General features: G+C 64.0%; 20 protein-coding genes and 1 riboswitch. Of the genes, 14 read left to right on the forward strand and 6 right to left on the reverse strand.

Annotated elements, in window-relative coordinates; genetic code table 11:
* The first annotated feature begins 78 nt into the window (after window positions 1-78).
* Both AC3WTO_RS21560 and AC3WTO_RS21565 read left to right on the forward strand, forming a co-directional pair.
* Complete coding sequence (locus AC3WTO_RS21560; protein WP_492462957.1) at window positions 79-1,032, forward strand: helix-turn-helix domain-containing protein; 954 nt, start codon at window positions 79-81, stop codon at window positions 1,030-1,032.
* Between the two features lie 167 nt (window positions 1,033-1,199).
* Window positions 1,200-1,607 carry a GFA family protein gene (locus AC3WTO_RS21565; RefSeq protein WP_492462958.1) on the forward strand — a complete coding sequence of 136 codons (408 nt, stop codon included), beginning with the start codon at window positions 1,200-1,202 and terminating at the stop codon, window positions 1,605-1,607.
* A gap of 19 nt (window positions 1,608-1,626) precedes the next feature.
* Here AC3WTO_RS21565 and AC3WTO_RS21570 read toward each other — a convergent pair whose 3' ends face one another.
* Both AC3WTO_RS21570 and AC3WTO_RS21575 read right to left on the reverse strand, forming a co-directional pair.
* A complete protein-coding gene (locus tag AC3WTO_RS21570) occupies window positions 1,627-2,238 on the reverse strand; it encodes a class I SAM-dependent DNA methyltransferase (RefSeq protein ID WP_492462959.1) in 612 nt (203 codons plus the stop codon).
* Window positions 2,239-2,265: 27 nt separating this feature from the next.
* On the reverse strand, window positions 2,266-2,415 hold the full coding sequence (locus tag AC3WTO_RS21575) for a hypothetical protein (RefSeq protein ID WP_492462960.1): 150 nt from the start codon (window positions 2,413-2,415) through the stop codon (window positions 2,266-2,268).
* Window positions 2,416-2,516: 101 nt separating this feature from the next.
* Here AC3WTO_RS21575 and AC3WTO_RS21580 point away from each other — a divergent pair, with 101 nt between their 5' ends.
* Complete coding sequence (locus tag AC3WTO_RS21580; RefSeq protein WP_492462961.1) at window positions 2,517-3,422, forward strand: LysR substrate-binding domain-containing protein; 906 nt, start codon at window positions 2,517-2,519, stop codon at window positions 3,420-3,422.
* Window positions 3,423-3,491: 69 nt separating this feature from the next.
* Window positions 3,492-3,685: riboswitch (Fluoride riboswitch) on the forward strand.
* A 51-nt stretch (window positions 3,686-3,736) separates the two neighbouring features.
* Window positions 3,737-4,168 carry a fluoride efflux transporter CrcB gene (crcB, locus tag AC3WTO_RS21585; RefSeq protein WP_492462962.1) on the forward strand — a complete coding sequence of 144 codons (432 nt, stop codon included), beginning with the start codon at window positions 3,737-3,739 and terminating at the stop codon, window positions 4,166-4,168.
* A 95-nt stretch (window positions 4,169-4,263) separates the two neighbouring features.
* Here crcB and AC3WTO_RS21590 read toward each other — a convergent pair whose 3' ends face one another.
* The 3 genes from AC3WTO_RS21590 to AC3WTO_RS21600 form a co-directional block, all read right to left on the reverse strand.
* The gene (locus AC3WTO_RS21590) at window positions 4,264-5,391 is read right to left on the reverse strand and encodes a hypothetical protein (RefSeq protein ID WP_492462963.1); all 1,128 of its coding nucleotides are present in this window, start codon (window positions 5,389-5,391) and stop codon (window positions 4,264-4,266) included.
* A gap of 406 nt (window positions 5,392-5,797) precedes the next feature.
* A complete protein-coding gene (locus AC3WTO_RS21595; protein ID WP_492462964.1) occupies window positions 5,798-6,703 on the reverse strand; it encodes a helix-hairpin-helix domain-containing protein in 906 nt (301 codons plus the stop codon).
* 262 nt (window positions 6,704-6,965) lie between these two features.
* The gene (locus AC3WTO_RS21600) at window positions 6,966-7,658 is read right to left on the reverse strand and encodes a FadR/GntR family transcriptional regulator (protein ID WP_492462965.1); all 693 of its coding nucleotides are present in this window, start codon (window positions 7,656-7,658) and stop codon (window positions 6,966-6,968) included.
* Between the two features lie 193 nt (window positions 7,659-7,851).
* On the opposite strand from AC3WTO_RS21600, the gene AC3WTO_RS21605 reads away from it, so the two are divergent.
* The 8 genes from AC3WTO_RS21605 to AC3WTO_RS21640 all read left to right on the forward strand — a co-directional run bounded on the left by AC3WTO_RS21605 (window position 7,852) and on the right by AC3WTO_RS21640 (window position 16,459).
* Entirely contained in the window at window positions 7,852-8,580 is a 729-nt protein-coding gene (locus tag AC3WTO_RS21605) for an SDR family oxidoreductase (RefSeq protein ID WP_492462966.1), read from the forward strand.
* 1 nt (window position 8,581) lies between these two features.
* Window positions 8,582-10,084, forward strand: coding sequence for a sugar ABC transporter ATP-binding protein (locus AC3WTO_RS21610; protein ID WP_492462967.1), 1,503 nt, complete (start codon window positions 8,582-8,584; stop codon window positions 10,082-10,084).
* Window positions 10,085-10,099: 15 nt separating this feature from the next.
* Entirely contained in the window at window positions 10,100-11,101 is a 1,002-nt protein-coding gene (locus AC3WTO_RS21615) for an ABC transporter permease (RefSeq protein ID WP_492462968.1), read from the forward strand.
* 92 nt (window positions 11,102-11,193) lie between these two features.
* Window positions 11,194-12,135, forward strand: a complete 942-nt coding sequence (locus AC3WTO_RS21620) for an ABC transporter substrate-binding protein (protein WP_492462969.1) — start codon at window positions 11,194-11,196, stop codon at window positions 12,133-12,135.
* Between the two features lie 77 nt (window positions 12,136-12,212).
* On the forward strand, window positions 12,213-13,070 hold the full coding sequence (locus AC3WTO_RS21625; protein ID WP_492462970.1) for a fumarylacetoacetate hydrolase family protein: 858 nt from the start codon (window positions 12,213-12,215) through the stop codon (window positions 13,068-13,070).
* Between the two features lie 27 nt (window positions 13,071-13,097).
* Window positions 13,098-14,372 (forward strand): L-fuconate dehydratase, encoded by a 1,275-nt coding sequence (locus AC3WTO_RS21630; RefSeq protein ID WP_492462971.1) that lies wholly within the window; start codon window positions 13,098-13,100, stop codon window positions 14,370-14,372.
* Between the two features lie 3 nt (window positions 14,373-14,375).
* The gene (locus AC3WTO_RS21635) at window positions 14,376-15,152 is read left to right on the forward strand and encodes an L-fucose dehydrogenase (RefSeq protein ID WP_492462972.1); all 777 of its coding nucleotides are present in this window, start codon (window positions 14,376-14,378) and stop codon (window positions 15,150-15,152) included.
* Between the two features lie 161 nt (window positions 15,153-15,313).
* Window positions 15,314-16,459, forward strand: a complete 1,146-nt coding sequence (locus AC3WTO_RS21640) for an alpha-hydroxy acid oxidase (RefSeq protein WP_492462973.1) — start codon at window positions 15,314-15,316, stop codon at window positions 16,457-16,459.
* A gap of 222 nt (window positions 16,460-16,681) precedes the next feature.
* On the opposite strand, the gene AC3WTO_RS21645 is transcribed toward AC3WTO_RS21640, so the two are convergent.
* On the reverse strand, window positions 16,682-17,878 hold the full coding sequence (locus AC3WTO_RS21645; RefSeq protein ID WP_492462974.1) for an MFS transporter: 1,197 nt from the start codon (window positions 17,876-17,878) through the stop codon (window positions 16,682-16,684).
* 216 nt (window positions 17,879-18,094) lie between these two features.
* Between AC3WTO_RS21645 and AC3WTO_RS21650 the strand changes: the two genes are divergently transcribed.
* Both AC3WTO_RS21650 and AC3WTO_RS21655 read left to right on the forward strand, forming a co-directional pair.
* Window positions 18,095-18,394, forward strand: a complete 300-nt coding sequence (locus AC3WTO_RS21650) for a DUF982 domain-containing protein (RefSeq protein ID WP_492462975.1) — start codon at window positions 18,095-18,097, stop codon at window positions 18,392-18,394.
* Between the two features lie 120 nt (window positions 18,395-18,514).
* A complete protein-coding gene (locus AC3WTO_RS21655; protein ID WP_492462976.1) occupies window positions 18,515-18,820 on the forward strand; it encodes a hypothetical protein in 306 nt (101 codons plus the stop codon).
* The last annotated feature ends 23 nt before the right edge of the window (window positions 18,821-18,843 follow it).

Genomic DNA, 18,843 nt, shown 5'->3' on the forward strand with positions numbered 1-18,843 from the left:
AATGATCCAGCGTCCCGGCCGATGGTCTGGGCGTCCCGGCGATAGCAAAGAAGACAACAAAAGCAACCGACAGCAGCCATGATCGAGTTCGACACGGGCAAGGTAGAGGCCAGGCAGCGCCTCGACTACTGGAGCAGTGATGTGCTGCGCCGCATGTCGATCGCACGCATGGGGTCCGAGCCCGGCTTCTTCGCCAGGCTGCTGCGCACGCAGGGGCGCCGCGGCGAGTTCTGGGACCACACGTCGGAAGCGATCCGTGTCGAGCGTGGCGCGCGGCGATGCGCCAGCGACGGCGGCGACGAGATCTATGTCGGCATGCTTGTCGATGGCCCGTCGCGGGTCAGCCAGAACGGCCACGACCACGCCTTGGTGGCGGGTAACCTCTATGTCGTCGATTTCGCCCGGCCGGTGCGTGCCGAATGGTCGTCCCATCGCGAGATCGCCATCGTCATACCGCGCGAACGGGTTGCCGCGCTCGCCGGTCGCCGGGCCATGACGCTCGGTGGCAAACGACTGGATCGTCCGGGATTGGCTGAGTTGCTCGGCTCGCACCTGGCGCTGACCGCAAAACGCATGCGCGGCCTGTCTGCTGTCGGGCGTGAGGCCGCGATCGACGCGGCGACCGACCTTGCCTGCGCCCTGCTGCGCACCGTCGCCGACGAGGCGGCCGATCTGCCGTCGGGCGATGTTCTGACCGCCGCGCTGATGGTCATCGACCAGCGGCACAGCGATGCGCAGCTGTCGCCGGCACGTGTAGCGGCGGCTGTCGGATGCTCGCGCTCCGAACTTTATCGCGCCTTTGCCGGCCAGGCTAAATCGGTTGCCGCCGCCATCTGGACGGCGCGGCTCGAACGGTCGCGGCGCATGCTTGCGCTGCAGCCGGCTCTCGATCTCAGCGTCGCGCAGATTTCCGCGAATTGCGGTTTCCTCGATCCGTCGAATTTCAACCGCATGTTCCGCAACCGCTACGGCATGACGCCGCGCGACATGCGCGAGCTGGCGGCGGCCGCAACCGCGACGCCGGCCGCCTGAACTCCCCGGGCACGGTCCCGGCTGGACTTCGACGGTCTTGCAGCCTACCTTGCAACTCTCGCGGCCCTGAAATCGCATCAGGTCTCCGCCTTTGGCCGGCGTCGTTCGAGCCAGCATCCCAGCACACAATCCAACGCATTTTGACTGCGCAAGCGGGAGGAGTTGTTATGTCTATTGCCCAATGCGCGTGTGGCGCGCTCAGACTGACGCTGCACGAGGCGCCGCAACTGACGGCACTGTGCCATTGTTTCGCCTGCCAGCGCAGGACGGGTTCGCCCTTCAGCGCAAACGCGTTCTACGCGGCCCAATGCGTCGAGGTTTCGGGACCGTCGCAGGAGTTCATTCGCACTGCCGAAAGCGGCCGCAAGGTGCGCATGTATTTCTGCCCGAGCTGCGGTTCGACCCTCTACTGGAAGGCGGAAGCGTCACCGGAAATGATCGGCGTGGCGGTCGGCGCATTCGCCGACCCGACCTTCGCGCCGCCCGCACTGTCGGTGTTCGAGCAGTCGAAGCATGACTGGGTGCAGCTCGACGCGGCAGTGGACCATTTCGAAGGCCTGCCGATCGGCAGGTGAGGCACGCGGCACGAACAAGTCAGGCCGTCTTCGTGGCGAGGAAGCTGATCCATTCGTCGCCATTGCCGTTGTTGACGGCGAATTCTTCCCACAGGATGGTCATGCCGGCCCGTTCAAGCAGAACGGCGAAAGCGTCCCGGCGCCAGAGCACGGTCTGGTAGTCGGCATTCTTTTCGCCGTCACCGTGACGCATGGAGACCAGGAAAGCGCCGCCTGGTCGAAGCGAATCCGCGATTTTGGCGAGAACGTCGCCGATCTCCGCGCGGCGAACGTAGAACAGCACACAGAGCGCAACCACGGCATCGTAAGGACCGGCCAGGTCGTCGGTGACGATGTCCAGCAGATCGGCCTGCTTGCCGCGAGCGGCCTGGATTTCGAGGAAGCGCCGCGTCGCATCGGTGCGCCGCACATGCAGGCCGAGATCTTCGAGAAGGTCAGCCTCACGACCGGCTCCGGAACCGATTTCCAGGACCTTGCTGCCGGGGCCGACTTCGGCCGCGAGACGCTGCAGCGCTGCCTTGACGCGTTCGATCGGCTCGGTCCCGACGATTTCGTCATAGCGGTCGGCATAGGCTTCATACATGTCGACGACCTGGCGGCTCTGCTTGAGGGCTTCCGCGGCGATGGTCATGATCCGTCCCTCCTTGTGTGCTGGAGCTTAGAGCGCGCCGTCGAGCAGGCCGATATCGCGCTTGAGATGATCCGGCAGGTCGCTGCGGGCGAGCAGGTCCTGCGGGCGTGGCCTGAACGGAGCGAACAGCAGGCGGGCGAGGTGGCGGTGGGCGGAAAGGTTCGAGAGCGTGGTCATGGCAAGTTCCTTTCTGGGATCTGATGAAAGGATATTGCTCCCGACGGCGCTTCATTTCCAATCGAACGTCGCGTATCATGCATGAGGAGGAGTAATGTGTAATGAGCTGGAAACTGCCCCCTCTCGGAGCCGTCCGCGTGTTCGAAGCCGCGGCCAGGCTCGGAAGTTTCACCAAGGCCGCCGATGAGCTCGGCATGACTCAGTCTGCTGCCAGCCACCAGATCAAGCTTCTGGAGGAACGCGCCGGAACCCCGCTTTTCATCCGCAAGACAAGGCAGATCGAGCTTACCGAGGCCGGCGCGCGGCTGGCGCCGGAAGCCTCATCGGCCTTCGCGACGCTGGCTGACGGCTGGCTAGCGGCCAAGGGCGGGGCAGGCGGCGTGCTCTCCGTCTCGACCATGCAGACCTTCGCGTCGAACTGGCTCGCGGTTCGCCTTGGAACATTCCAGCTGATGCATCCCGAGCTTGCCGTGAAGGTCGAGACGTCGCCCCGGCTTGTCGATTTTACCCGCGAGGCCACCGACGTCGCCATTCGTACCGGCAGCGGCAGCTGGCCGGGGCTGGCCGCGCATTATCTGTTCAAGGCGGACTATTGCCCGATGATCAGCCCGCGCCTTGCCGAAAGCGTCGGCGGCATCCACACGCCGGAAGATCTCTACAAGGTACCGCTGTGCTGCGCCGACGACCCATGGTGGAAGATCTGGTTCGAGGCGGCCGGCGTGCGATATGATATCGATCGCGCCATCCATGGGCCGGACCTCGGCTCGCAGGTCTATGATGCGATGGCGGCACTCACCGACCAGGGCGCCGCGATCCTGACGCGCAATCTTTATGACGCCCTTGTCGCCAAGGGACAGCTCATCCAGCCTTTCGAGGCCCTGGGCTCGGACGGTGATGGCTACTGGCTGGTGTATCTCGAGAGCCGCCGCAATTCCTCGCGCATCAAGGTCTTCCGCGACTGGATATTGAGCCAGACCGAAGAGGCGCGAAGGCTGGAGGCTCGCTAGGGCAAGAAGCCGATTGCCCGACAGTCTTTACCGCCAACGCTTGCAATGACGGACGTGCTGGGCCAGATTGCGATCGATGGGAATGGAGTTCTCCCGAAACCGCCACCAGAGCGTTTCCGTTTTTTACGGAAACGCGGAAACGCTCTAAGTTTTTGTTTTCGTCGCATTTTTGTAACGCCAAGTGATTCCACTTGGCTACAAAATGCCACTAGAGCATTTTCATTCTTGCTCGGAATCCTGTGGCTGATGACTCCTGCTGCGTAACAACGCGGTAGGAGTCTGTCCCGATCCTGCCGCATATGGAAGGATCGAAAATGTCATTCACCAACTGTCTCGTGGTCATGCTCGGCGGTGCGCTCGGCACGCTGGCGCGTTATCTCGTGTCCTGGCTCGCCTTGCCGATCAGCGGCCAACTGCCCTGGGGCACCATCATCATCAACGTCACCGGATCGCTGCTGATCGGATTTTTCGGCACGCTCACCTTGGCGCAGGGGCGTTACCCGGTTCCCGAAGCCGTACGCCTGTTCGTCATGATCGGCATCTGCGGCGGCTACACCACCTTTTCCTCCTTCAGCCTGCAGACCCTGGACCTGCTCCGTTCCGGCGCGGTTGTCCGGGCGGTGATCAACATCGCCGCCTCCGTGGCCCTGTGCACCGCGGCTGTCGCAGCCGGGCATCTGGCTGCGTCCTGGCTCAATCACGGCGAGACCCGGATCGCGCAGACCACGCTGGAAGAAGATGCCTGAACATGATGGAACGCCGGCGTTCATGCGGCGGCTTGCGTCCGTCTTTCGAAGCTCCGCATCATCCGGACAGGCAGGCAGAACAGATATCCGTGAAACTACCGCCCCCCTGAAGACTTCGCTATTTCGAAGGTGTTGCCATAGCTGGATGCCGCGATGCCTTTCAGCAGGCTGACGAGTTCGCTTTGCTGGCTGGTGTTCGTCTTGGAGAAAATCCGGATCAGATAACTGCGTGCCGTACCGACGGTGATGCCCTGGTTGGCGGCGCCGTCGCGCAGCGAAAGGCCGGTGGCAAGGGCGGCGGCGAGTCTTGCTTCTGCGGGCGTCAATCCGAACAGGTCCGAAACAAGCCCGGCTGGTGGCACGCCGACGGTCGTCGCGACAGGACACAGAACCATGATCGTGCCGGACAGGGCAAAGATTGACCTCACATCGCGGCATAGCGGCATCAGTTGGATGGTGGCGGCACTCCTGAAATCGCCAGCCGGAATAGCCACGCTCACACTGGCCGTCGCCGATCGCTCCAGTGCCTCGGCGAAGGTCTTGCGCAGCCCGTCGCTGCCTCTGATCTCGATCCGGCCGGAAGCGGTTCTGGACACGTAGTGGTCGACGCCGTCGAACAACGCGTTTGCGTAGAGAATCTGGCCCTTGCTGTTCAGGGCTACGGCGGGCAGGCCGAAATCATTGAGAGTTTCGATGCTGGCGCGCGCGCGCTCGAACTGCAGGCGCGAAGCGAAGAATGCCGATTGTTTGAAAGCGGGATGGAGGCTGTTCAGGCTCGCCATCACAGCGTCGTCGTAGCGCGGATCGCCGAACCGCCGCGCGAATTCGAGCGTAATCACCTCGCCGTTGAATTGCTCCAGCACGGCCCCGGTCTCGACGCCGAGGCCCCGTTCCGCATGGTTCTTGAGGCGAATGTCGAGGTCGGAGATATCGCCCCAGTCCCCCGCATAGGGGTCGGCCTGGAAGAAGCCGCGATTGACGTAGCCGTCCGAACGGATATCGGCCAGCCAGTTCTGGGTTTCTTCCGGGGTCTGGACCCAAAGCGGGCGAGCCGGTGAGACTTCGAATGAGGTCGTGATGCCCCTCTGCTCGGGCCAGTAGATGCTGATCGCGCCGATACCGGAGCCTGTGGCGATCGCCAGGTCGTCGAGCAACGGCACCCAGAGTTCCGGAAGGAACGCCGCTTCGTACATCCGTTCCGGAATGTTGCTTAAATCGAGCATATCCAGCCCCCATGATCATATCCGGAGCCCTCGGCTCTTGGACGTGAGTTATGAGACCGCGGAAGCGCGTTGATCTAATTAAGCCCTGCCCGCGGGTGATCAAATGCCCACCCGTATTACGCATTCCTCCGCATCTTGGACATAGACTGGCTCGCAACGGTCATGCTGTCAAGTGGTCAGGCCACTTGACGATGGGGAAGCATCGAAGCGGCTGGGTTCGCTGTAGAGATGAGGAAGCGGCGCGGGAAGGCCCGCACCGCCGATCCGGAAAATACTTTTACCAACGGTCATCTTGATTGACCGTTGGAGCGCGCGACTGCGCGCCGCGCCCGTTAGCCAAGCGGCCCGGATGGGCTGCGCCGGCGATTGAGGCGCCCTGGATGAGCAACATCCAGGGCCTCTGGTATTACGTGTTGTTCGAGCTTCCAGCTGTCGGAAACTGGCGGGCGAATTCCTTTTCGTCGCCAGCGGCGAGAAGCTTGGCCTGCTGCACCCAGCGCTCGCGCTCGATGCGTCCGTCGAACTGGAGATATTCCTCCACGCGCTGGATGTCCGCCGCGGTCCATCCCGCTATCTGGGCATAGGTCGTGATGCCGTGTTCTTTGAGACGGCGCTGATTGACGGGGCCGATGCCGATCAGGCGGCGCAGATCGTCTCCAGCCGATGACTTGGCTGGTTTGGCCGCTGGCGCCTTTGCTGGGGCAGCTTTGGCTGCCGGTGCCTTGGCTGGGGACGACTTGGCGGCAGGCGTCTTGGCTGCGGCTGGTTTGGCTGCAGGCGCTGCAGCCGCCTTGACCTGGGCAGGCTTGGCGGCGGGTGCTTTGGCCGGGGTTGACTTGACCGCAGGCGCCTTTGCAGGCGCTGCCTTGGCCGTGGGCGCCTTTGCCGGGGTCGGCTTGGCTGCAGGCGCCTTTGCTGCGGCTGGCTTGGTCGCCGGTGCCTTGGCTGGGGCGGCCTTGGCTGCGGGTGCTGTCGCAGCCTTGGCCGCAGGTGCCTTGGCTGCAGCAGGCTTGGCTTGCGCAGGCTTGCTCGGGGCTGCGGAAACCGTAGCCGACGAAGCCAGCAGCGGAGCCGGTGAGGACGAGACGGATTTCGTCTCGCGCAGTTGCCGCTCGAGATCGGTGCGCGCGCTGGCGCAGCTTTCCAGGTCGCCTGTCAGGCGCTTTGCATCGGATTTCAGCCTGTCCCGCTCGTTGCGGATGCTGTCGAGATCGCCCTGCACACGCGCAAGTTCATCGCGCAGGCGTCCCCATAAAAACCAGCCGAGCAACAAGCCGACAATGAATGCCAATATCACGTAGAAAAAAGTCATTGCTTCTCTCCTGTCAGAAATCGTCCCGCCAAATTTTTGCGACACGTCATCTTGTGACAGAGTAGCTGCAAAAGGAAAGATGCTTGTATTAAAGTCTATATCAAATCAGAAACTTAGTTCATGCCCCGCCTGTCATCTGTGCCATCAGCGTCCCTGCATGGCCCTGCACTCCGCGGTCTGCGGTCGTTCGTGCGGTTGTCAATCCGTTCCGGGGCGGCGAAGGAAGGTCCGGCAAGGTGCGCGAAATTGGGATGATCCACCATCAATCCCATACGCGCAGCATGGCCTCTTCGACATAGCTCAGATGTGCCGCCATGGCGTCGCGAGCCTGGTCAGCCTCGCCGGTGAGGATGGCGGTGCAGATGGCTTCGTGATCGTCGAGGATGTGGCTGCGCAGCACCGGCGCCTCGGCGAGGTGACGGTGAAACTGCTGGTCGATCTCTTCCGAGCGTGATGCCCAAAGCTGCGAAATCATCTCGCGCAGCAGCCGGTTGCCGCAGTTCTCGACGATCGTCATGTGAAAGGCGCGGTCACTGTCGTTCGACCAGTCGCCGCGCGCCGTTTCGTCCCGCAGTGCCACGATCGCCGCCTTCAGCCGCCGCCGGCCTTCCGCTGAAATGTGCTGGGAGGCCTGGGCTGCCGCTTCCGGTTCCAGCAGGCGGCGTACGGCCATCACCTCGATTGGCGAATGGCCGACTTCCGAAAGGGCCCCGGTCGGATCGGCCGGGGCTTTCAGGAAGGCGCCGACACCGACGCGCACCTCCAGCATGCCTGCGACCTCCAGCGCGATCAGCGCTTCGCGCACCGTCGGCCGCGAGACGCCGAGCGAAACGGCGAGATCGCGTTCCGACGGCAGTTGCTGGCCGGGTGTCGCCTCGCCCGACAGGATCTGGTCGCGGATCTGGTCGGCGATCTGCAGATAAAGCTTCCTGTTCGAGACAGCCTGGAGTTTCAAACCCACCTCCGTCCGGGCGGCTGCACGAATCGGTCATGCGCCGGCGACGATCACAATTTTCGCGACGAGCATAACGAAGCCAGCCTTGTCCGTCCACTGGTCTGACCATCTGGCATCTGGTGGTATGACCACTTGACAGCATGACCCGTGCTTGCCTATTGAAAGGCGACTGCGCGGTACGGGAGGAGTTCGCATGGCTGATCTGGCAGGGAAAAACTGTCTCGTGACCGCGGCCGCACAAGGCATCGGCCGCGCTTCGGCCATCGCGCTTGCCGAGGCGGGCGCCCGTGTCGTCGCCACCGACATCAATGTGGAGCTTCTGTCCGGGCTTGCCGGACACGGCATCGAGACCCGGGTGCTGAACGTGCTCGACAGCGCCGCGGTCAACGTCGTGGCTGCGGAGGTAGGGCCCGTCGACATCCTCTTCAACTGCGCTGGCGTCGTTCATAACGGCACCATCCTGGATTGCACCGAGGACGAGATGGATTTCGCCCTCGATCTCAATTTCAAGGCGCAGATACGCACCATCAAGGCGGTGCTGCCGGGCATGCTGGAGCGCGGTTCCGGCTGCATCATCAACATGGCGACCGTCGCTTCCTCCATCAAAGGCGTGCCGAACCGCTTCGCCTATTCCGCCAGCAAAGCGGCGGTGATCGGCCTCACCAAATCGGTCGCCGCCGACTACGTCTCGCGCGGCATCCGCTGCAACGCCATCTGCCCGGGAACCGTCGACAGCCCGTCGCTCGAAGGGCGGCTCAGAGCTACCGGCGACTACGAGGCAGCCCGCAAGGCCTTCGTCGCGCGCCAACCGATGGGTCGCATCGGCACTGCCGACGAGGTCGCCGATCTTGTCGTCTACCTGGCCGGCGCCACCTTCACGACCGGCCACACCTACATCATCGACGGCGGCTGGACGGCCTGAGATGACCGACCTCGTCACCATGCGGGGCATCGACAAGGCGTTCCCGGGCGTGCGCGCCCTCAAGGCAGCGCAGTTCGACCTGCGCCCGGGCGAAGTCCATGCGCTGATGGGCGAAAACGGCGCCGGCAAGTCGACGCTGATGAAGATCCTGGCCGGCATCTACCGTCACGACGCGGGCGAGGTGCTGGTCGGCGGCCAGCCGGTCGATCTCGGCTCGCCACGCGCCGCGATCGCCGCCGGCATCGGCATCATCCATCAGGAGCTGATCCTGATGCCGCATCTCACCGCCGCCCAGAACATCCTGATCGGGCGCGAGCCACGCAAGGCCGGTGGGCTTCTGCTCGACGAGGCAGCGCTCAACGCCTATGCCGCCGACGTCTTCAAGAGCATGAGCCTTTCGCTCGATCCGCGCACGCCGGTCGGTTCCTTCACCATCGCCAAGCAGCAGATGGTGGAGATCGCCAAGGCGCTGTCGTTCCGCTCGCGCATCCTGATCATGGATGAGCCGACCGCAGCGCTCAACGACAAGGAAGTCGCCGAGCTCTTCGCCATCATCAACCGCTTGAAGGCCGACGGCGTCGGCGTCGTCTACATCTCGCACAAGATGGACGAGATCAAACGCATCGCCGACCGCGTCACGGTGATGCGTGACGGCGCCTATGTCGGCACGGTCGATGCGAAAGAAACGCCGATCTCGAAGATCATCTCGATGATGGTCGGTCGCGAGATCGACAATGAGGCGCCGGCGGTGCCCGATCTGTCGGCAGCACCCGTCGCGCTTGAAGTGCGCGGCCTGACGCGCGGCAGCCAGGTGCGCGACGTCTCCTTCGCGGTCAAGGCCGGCGAAATCCTCGGTTTCGCCGGGCTGATGGGTGCCGGCCGCACTGAGGTGGCACGGCTGATCTTTGGCGCCGACAAGGCAGACAAAGGTGACATTCTGCTCGGCGGCAAACGCATCGATGTCGCGGCCCCCCAGGATGCGGTGCGCCACGGCATCGGCTACCTGTCGGAGGATCGCAAGGCGCTTGGTCTCGCCACTGGCCTCGATGTGCGCAACAACATCGCGCTCGCCAGCATCCCGCGTTTCAGCAAGTTTCTCGGTGTCCTCGACGAGCAGGCCATGCACGCGGCGGCGAACGAATACATCGAGAAGCTCGCCATCAAGACACCGTCGGATCGCCAGCCGGCGCGCCTGCTGTCCGGTGGCAACCAGCAGAAGATCGTCATCGCCAAATGGCTGCTGCGCGACTGCAAGGTGCTGATCTTCGACGAACCGACGCGCGGCATCGACATCGGCGCCAAGAGCGAGATCTACAAGCTGCTCAACGCGCTCGCCGCCGAAGGCAAGGCCATCATCGTCATCTCGTCCGAACTGCCGGAAGTGCTGCGCCTAAGCCACCGCATCGCGGTGATGTGCGAGGGCCGGCTCACTGGCTTCCTGCCGGCGGGGGCGCCACAGGAAGACATCATGCATCTGGCGACATTGCGCGGCACGGCGGCCTAGGGAGAGAGAAGAAATATGAGCGACAATGTCTTCGCTAACCTGATCGGCAAATCGCAGGGCGCCGGCGGCGCCCGCTACAAGCTGCTCGCCTTCGGTAGCCTCATCATCCTGTTCGTCGTCTTCAGCCTGGCCTCGCCCAATTTCCTGCAGACCAGCAACGTCCTGGCGATCCTGCAGGCGACCTCGGTCAACGGCGTGCTGGCGATCGCCGCCACCGTCGTCATCATTACCGGCGGCATCGACCTTTCGGTTGGCACCTTGATGACGTTCTGCGCGGTCATCGCCGGCGTCGTCCTGACCTTTCTCGGCCTGCCGTTGCCGCTCGGCATTGCCGGCGCGATCCTGGCCGGCGCCGGCGCCGGTTTCGTCACCGGCAACATCGTTGCCCGGCTGCGCATTCCGCCCTTCATCGCCACGCTCGGCATGATGCTGATCCTGAAAGGACTGTCACTGGTCATTTCCGGCACGCGGCCGATCTATTTCAATGGCACGCCCGGCTTCACCGGCATTTCGCAGGGTTCGATCGTCGGCACGATCATCCCGGCGGTGCCGGTGCCCAACGGCGTGCTGGTGCTGTTCGCGGTCGCCATCGTCATCAGCTTGACGCTGACCCGCACCGCGCTAGGCCGCTACACCTTCGCGCTGGGCTCGAACGAGGAGGCAGTGCGCCTGTCGGGCGTCAACACCAAGGGCTGGAAGGTCGCCGTCTACACGCTGGCCGGTGCCATCTGCGGCATCGCCGGACTTCTGATCGCTTCGCGCCTGAATTCGGCGCAGCCGGCGCTGGGCCAGGGCTACGAGCTCGACGCCATCGCCGCCGTCGTCATCGGCGGCACCTCGCTGGCCGGCGGCAGCGGCACCATCCTCGGCACCCTGATCGGCGCGCTGATCATCTCGGTGCTCGCCAACGGTCTGCGCATCATGTCGGTGCCCCAGGAATGGCAGACGGTGATCACCGGAACGATCATCATCCTGGCCGTCTACATCGACATGCTGCGCAACAGGAACGCATCGTGACCCGCGATGCGAAAAGTTCTGGCGGCCTGAACGCCGCCAGGAACCGCGCCGGTGTGCGTGGTGGAAAACAACATGAGTGGAGGAACCCGAAAGTGATTACCAGACGTCTTTTGATCGGCGCAGCCAGCGCCGCTTTGTTCGCGCTTTCCGCGCCCGCGATGGCGCAGGACAAGCCTTATGTCGCCCTGATCTCCAAGGGCTTCCAGCATCAGTTCTGGCAGGCGGTGAAAGCCGGTGCCGACAAGGCCGGCGCCGACCTCGGCGTGACCGTCACCTTCGAAGGTCCGGATACCGAAGCTCAGGTCGATCGCCAGATCGATATGCTGAGTGCTGCCATCGCCAAGAAGCCGGCTGCGATCGGCTTCGCCGCGCTCGACAGCCAGGCCGCCATTCCGCTGCTTGAGCAGGCCAAAGCCGCCGGCATCCCGATCGTCGCTTTCGACTCCGGCGTCGACAGCGACATTCCGGTTGCCACCGCCGCGACCGACAGCGTTGCCGCCGCTGCCCTTGCCGCCGACAAGATGGCCGAGCTGATCGGCTCGGAAGGCAAGATCGCCGTCGTCGCCCATGACCAGACCAGCCGCACCGGCATCGATCGCCGCGACGGCTTCGTCAACCGCATCAAGGAAGCCTATCCGAAGATCGAGATCGTTTCGGTGCAGTATGGCGGCGGCGACCAGTTGCAGTCGACCGAGATCACCAAGTCGATCCTGCAGGGCAACCCGGATCTGAAGGGCGTGTTCGGCACCAATGAGGGCTCGGCCATCGGCGTCGTCAACGGCGTCAAGGAACTGGGCAGCAAGGTCACCATCATCGGCTTCGATTCCGGCGCGCTGCAGAAGCAGGCGATCAAGGACGGCCTGATGGCCGGCGCCATCACCCAGAACCCGGTCGGCATCGGCTACAAGACCGTCGAAGCTGCGGTGAAGGCCAGCAAGGGCGAGAAGGTCGAGAAGAAGATCGATACCGGCTTCTTCTGGTACGACAAGACCAACATCGACAAGCCCGAGATCGCGGCCGTTCTCTACGACTGAGACCCATCCATTTGACTTGTGCGGGCGGCACGTCGTCGCCCGCGCGTTTTCTCACGCATTCCCACAATGGTGACCCTATGAAACTGGTGCGTTATGGCCTCAAGGGCCAAGAACTTCCGGGCCTGCTCGACACGGCCGGTCAGATCCGGTCGCTGGCCGGCATCGTCCCCGATATTGCCGCCGACGTCCTGACGCCGGCCGGCCTCGAGCGCCTGCGCGCCATCGATCCCGAAACCCTGCCGAAGGTCGGCGGAACGCCCCAGTCCGATGTTCGTCTTGGTGCTTGCATCGGTGCGATCGGCAAGTTCATCTGCATCGGCCTGAACTACGCCGATCATGCCGCCGAGACGGGCGCACCGATCCCGCCGGAGCCCGTTGTCTTCAACAAATGGACCAGCGCCGTCGTCGGCCCCAATGACGATGTCGAGATCCCGCGCAACTCGGTCAAGACCGACTGGGAAGTCGAGCTCGGCGTGGTGATCGGCAAGCCCGGCCGCTACATCGACGAGGCGGACGCGCTCGACCATGTCGCCGGCTATTGCGTCATCAACGACGTTTCCGAACGTGAGTTCCAGATCGAGCGCGGCGGCCAGTGGGACAAGGGCAAGGGCTGCGACACATTCGGCCCGACCGGTCCCTGGCTGGTCACCGCCGACGAGGTGCCCGATCCGCAGAACCTGCGGCTGTGGCTCTCTGTGGACGGCGTCAAGTATCAGGACGGTTCCACCAGCACCATGATCTTCTCCGTGCGCCACATCGTCAGCTACCTCAGCCGCTTCATGAGCCTGCAGTCGGGCGATGTCATTTCCACCGGCACGCCGCCGGGCGTCGGCCTCGGCCAGAAGCCGCCGGTCTATCTGAAGGCAGGGCAGGAGATGCGTCTCGGCATCGAGGGCCTGGGCGAACAGCGCCAGCGCGTCATCGACGCGGCATAATCGGCATAAGCGGCATAGGAAACGGTCATGGCCAAGATCACCGACATGGAAGTGCTCGACCTGCGCTTCCCCACCTCCGAACATCTCGACGGATCGGACGCGATGAATCCCGATCCGGATTATTCCGCCGCCTATGTCATCCTGAAGACCGAGAGCGGGCTCGAGGGCCACGGCCTGACCTTCACCATCGGCCGCGGCAATGAGATCTGCTGCGCCGCCATCGAAGCGATGCGCCATCTCGTCGTCGGCCTGGACCTTGGCTGGGTCGCGGAGGATCCGGGCCGCATGTGGCGCCACCTCACCAGCGACAGCCAGCTGCGCTGGATCGGTCCCGACAAGGGCGCCATCCACCTCGCCACCGGAGCCGTCGTCAACGCCATCTGGGACCTTTTGGCCAAGCAGGCCGGCAAGCCTGTCTGGCAGCTCGTCGGCGACATGAGCGCCGAAGAGATCCTGAAGATCGTCGATTTCCGCTACCTCACCGACGTGCTCACCCCCGACGAGGCGCTGGCGATCCTGCGCGAGGCCGAGGCCGGCAAGGCCGACCGGGTGTCGACGCTGAAGCGCGAAGGTTATGCCTGCTACACCACTTCGGCAGGCTGGCTCGGCTATTCCGAAGAGAAGCTGCGCCGGCTGTGCAAGGAAGCGATCGACGCCGGCTTCAACCACATCAAGATGAAGGTCGGCCGCGATCTCGAAGACGACATCCGGCGCTTGAGCATCGTACGCGAGATCATCGGTCCGGACCGTTACCTGATGATCGACGCCAACCAGGTCTGGGAAGTGCCGCAGGCGATCGACTGGCTCAGGCAGCTCGCCTTCTCGAAACCGTTCTTCATCGAAGAGCCGACCAGCCCCGACGACGTCGCCGGCCATCGCAAGATCCGCGAGGCGGTCAAGCCGATCAAGGTCGCGACCGGCGAGATGTGCCAGAACCGCATCATGTTCAAGCAGTTCATCGCCGAAGGCGCCATCGACATCGTGCAGATCGATTCCTGCCGCATGGGCGGCCTCAACGAGGTGCTCGCCGTTCTGTTGATCGCCGCGAAATACAATTTGCCGGTCTGGCCGCATGCCGGCGGCGTCGGCCTGTGCGAATATGTTCAGCACCTGTCGATGATCGATTATCTTTGCGTGTCCGGCACCAAGGAAGGGCGCGTCATCGAATATGTCGACCATCTGCATGAGCATTTCGTCGACCCCTGCGACATCCGCAACGCCGCCTATATGCCACCGGCACTGCCCGGCTTCTCCATCGAGATGAAGCCGCAATCGCGCAGCCAGTACCAGTTCAAGGGCTGACCGATGGATCTGGGTCTTGCCGGCAAGGTCGTGATCGTGACCGGGGGCGGCTCCGGCATTGGCGGTGCCATCTCGCTCGGTCTGGCGGCCGAAGGGGCCATTCCGGCCATCGTCGGCCGCAGCCCGCTCGGCGGCGAGTTCGAGGCTGAGCTCAAGGCGCTGTCACCGGCAGCGGCATTCTTCCAGGCCAACCTCGAATCCGATAGCGAGACGGCAGCGGCGATCGCCCAGGTGGCAGCATCGTTCGGGCGGATCGACGGCGTCGTCAACAATGCCGGCGTCAACGACAGTGTCGGGCTCGATGCCGGCCCAGCCGAATTCCGCAGGTCGCTCGACCGCAACCTGGTGCACTACTACGCGGTCGTGCATCACGCGCTGCCTTTCCTGAAGAAGAGCCGGGGCGCGATCGTCAACATCTCGTCCAAGACCGCCGTCACCGGCCAGGGCAATACCAGCGCCTATGCCGCGGCCAAGGGCGCGCAGCTGTCGCTGACGCGGGAATGGGCGGCTGCTCTGCTGGGCGACGGCATTCGGGTCAACGCGGTCATCCCGGCCGAGGTCCTGACGCCTCTCTACGAGAACTGGCTGGCGACCTTTCCCGATCCGCAGGCCAGGCTGCAGGAAATCACCGCCGCCATTCCGCTCGGCAAGCGCATGACGACGGCCGACGAAATCGCCGCCACCGTCGTATTCCTGCTGTCGGAGCGCGCCAGTCACACCACCGGCCAGTGGCTGTTCGTCGATGGCGGCTATACGCACCTTGACCGGGCCATCGGCTAGATATCGCCTGCAGCATTCTGTAGCCAAATGGAATCACTTGGCGTTACAAAAATGCTTCGAAAACAAAACTTGGAGCGTTTCCGCGTTCCGTGAAAAACGGAAACGCTCTGGTGTCGCCAGTCGCGTAGACTTCGGTCACCGCGCTCCAGGGAAAGAGCTTCATGCGTCTCAGCCAGTGTCACAACTTCCATGATTTCCGGGAGCTGGCCAGGCGGCGCCTGCCGGGGCCGATCTTCAACTACATCGACGGCGCCGCCGACGACGAGGTCACCTATCGGCGCAACACGGCAGCCTTCGAGGCCTGTGACCTGGTGCCCAATGTCCTGCGTGGCGTCACCGACATCGATCTGTCGGTCACCGTCATGGGCCAGAAGCTGGCGCTGCCGGTCTATTGTTCGCCGACGGCGCTGCAGCGCCTGTTTCACCATCAGGGCGAGCGCGCCGTCGCGGCGGCGGCCGGCAAATACGGCACCATGTTCGGTGTCTCCTCGCTCGGCACCGTCAGCCTCGAGGAGGCGCGCCGGATCAGCGGTGCGCCGCAGGTCTACCAGTTCTATTTCCACAAGGATCGCGGCCTGAACCGCGAGATGATGGCGCGCGCCAAACAGGCCGGCGTCGAGGTGATGATGCTGACGGTCGACAGCATCACCGGCGGCAACCGCGAGCGCGACAAGCGCACCGGCTTTGCCATCCCCTTCAGGCTCAACCTTGCCGGCATCACCCAGTTCGCGGTGAAGCCGGCCTGGGCGCTCAATTACCTGACCCATGAAAGCTTCAGGCTGCCGCAGCTCGACAGCCATGTCGATATGGGCGGCGGCGTGATGTCGATCAGCCGCTACTTCACCGAGATGCTCGATCCGTCGATGACCTGGGACGACGTCGCCGAAATGGTGCGGCACTGGGGCGGGCCGTTCTGCCTGAAAGGCATCATGTCGGTCGAGGATGCCCGCCGCGCCGTCGAGATCGGCTGCAGCGGCATCGTGCTTTCCAACCATGGCGGCCGCCAGCTCGACGGCTCGCGCAGCGCCTTCGACCAGCTCGCCGAGATCGTCGATGCCGTCGGCGATCGCATCGACGTGATGATGGATGGCGGCGTGCAGCGCGGCACCCATGTGCTGAAGGCGCTGTCTTTGGGTGCCAGGGCGGTCGGGCTCGGCCGTTATTATCTGTTCCCGCTTGCCGCCGCCGGTCAGGCCGGTGTCGAGCGCGCACTGGAGCAGATCCGCATCGAGATCGAACGCGCCATGAAGCTGATGGGCTGCACCACGATCGACCAGCTTACCCGGAAGAATTTGCGGTTTCGCTAGGAGCGCGACGTTCCCTTCTCCCCTTGTGGGAGAAGGTGCCCGAAGGGCGGATGAGGGGTGTTGGAAGAAACGAAATCGAGCGAGATTACGCGCCCTGCATCGGTCGATGGTCGGGAAAGCTGCGCTCCGTCCAGCACCCCTCATCCGACCTCGCTTCCGGCGGCTTCGCCACCGGGCTCGGCCACCTTCTCCCACAGGGGGAGAAGGAAAGATCGCGCGTCCCTAAACCTTCCGGCGCTTCGCGTCCCACAGCGTGATCAGCCACAGCACCAGCCCGCCGAGCGACAGCGCGCAGCCGACATAGCCGGCCGATGGGAAGCCATAGCCAGCGGTAATCGCTAGGCCCGCCAGCCAGGGGCCGAGCGCGTTGGCGACATTGAAGGCGCTGTGGTTGGCGGCGGCGGCGAGCGTCTGCGCATCGTGCGCCACGTCCATCAGGTAGGTTTGCAGCACGATGGCGAGGCCGGTGGTGCAGCCGATCAGGAACACCACCAGCGAGATCGACCACAACGAGCCGACCGAAGAGGGGAAGGCAAACAGCGCGGCAGCGCTGGCGATGATCAGCACCGTCGCCGTCGGCTTCAGCGCCTTGTCGGCGGCCCAGGCCGAGATGAGGTTGCCCAGCGTCATGCCGACGCCGAACAGGCCGATCACCAGCGGCACGACGCGCGGATCAGCCTTGGTCACTTCGAGCAATGTCGAGGCGGTGTAGGAATAGACCGCGAAAAGCCCGCCGAAGCCGACAATGGCGGTCGCCAGCGTCAGCAGCACCTGGCGGTTGCGGAAGGCGCCCAGTTCGCGCAGCGGGCTGGCGTCTTCGTCGGGCCTGTCGCGCGGCGCGAACAGGGCGACCATGATGAAGGTCGCCAGCGCCAGCACACCGGTCAGGGCAAAACCCGCCTGCCAGCCGAAAGCCTGGCCGAGATAGGTTGCCGCCGGCACGCCGATGATCGTCGCCACCGTGAGGCCGAGCATGACGCGGGCGATTGCGGTCGTGCGCTCCTTCGGGCCGACCAGCGATGCCGCGACCAGTGCGGCCACGCCGAAATAGGCGCCGTGCGGCATGCCGCTCAGGAAGCGCAGCACCAGCAGCCATTCATAATTGGGCACCAAAGCGGTGAGGCAGTTGGTGATGCCATAGGCCGCCATCAACGCCATCAGCAGCGTGCGGCGCGGCACGCGTGCCGACAACACGGCGATGATCGGCGCACCGACGACCACACCCAGCGCATAGGCGCTGATCGCATGCGCCGCCTTCGGTTCGTCGATGCCGAGCCCCGACGCGATGTAAGGCAGCAGGCTCATCGCCGCGAATTCGGTCGAGCCGATGGCGAAGCCGCCGATCGCCAGCGCCAGCATCACCAGCCACGGCCGCACGGCCGGCTCGTTCTCGTCGATGGCTAGGTCGGTCTGGGACATCAGGCTGCTCCTGCGCGACGCAGCCGCGCATTGTTATGTTGCGGCGCAATATCGCCATATGCCGGGTTGGGCAAGAGTTCGCGGCCGAGCTTCGGCTGATCCAGAACGGGTGGAAACGAGTCTCTGTACCCCCCGCCTCCCTTGCAAAGATTTCTGAACCGGAGGCCGCGTGGCTGCGTTGACCCAAACCCACCGCCGTGGGTTCGGGAGGCCGCAATGGAAAGGCAGCCAAACAGACCCGTGCACGTCATGTTCGACGGCAGGGTCGAAGAAATAGCAACGGTAGAGCGAGCGCTGAATTTCCTTCGCCGCTGGCCGGAAGACAGGCGAGGCCACGTCTACATGTGCACCTGGAATGCCTGCAACGCCGTGTCGAGCGGACATGTCTCCGAGCTCGACGCCATGCGCACCTTCATCGGCTTTGCGGAGGTGACCGGCATCTATGTGCGCGCGGAAGATGTGCCCGTCATGGTGAGCAAACCACGCGAGCCGCTGTTCAAGGCCGGGCGTCGCTAGATCGAGCGGCGGCCGCGTGAGATCCGCAAGGATTTGCACATCGCCCGAACTTTGTCGGAACCTTCCTTCCCGTGTCCGGTTAGCCCTATGCAAACCAACCAGACGAAAAAGGAGAGCATCATGCTCAAGAAGATCGTCATCGCTTCAGCTTTCGCGGTCGGACTCGCCGGTTCGGCCATGGCCCAGAGCATGGGTGATCCAATGGTCAATGACCGCGTCGATCCGAACCAGCCGGCGCAGACCACGGTCGAGCCGCAGCCGGTCTATCCCGATGCAGTCGATACGACGACCACCCAGAGCATCAACGATCAGAGCGGGCCGTCTCAGGGCAACAGTGGTGCAGGCCCATGTGCCTACCAGCCCGGATATGACGGACCGCAGCCGGGCAACGGCCCGGTCGTCAACGACAATTATTGCGGCAAGTAACGCAGCCGTCTGAAGTCGCTGGC

This window comes from Mesorhizobium sp. EU05-FHT14A09 (assembly GCF_058790995.1).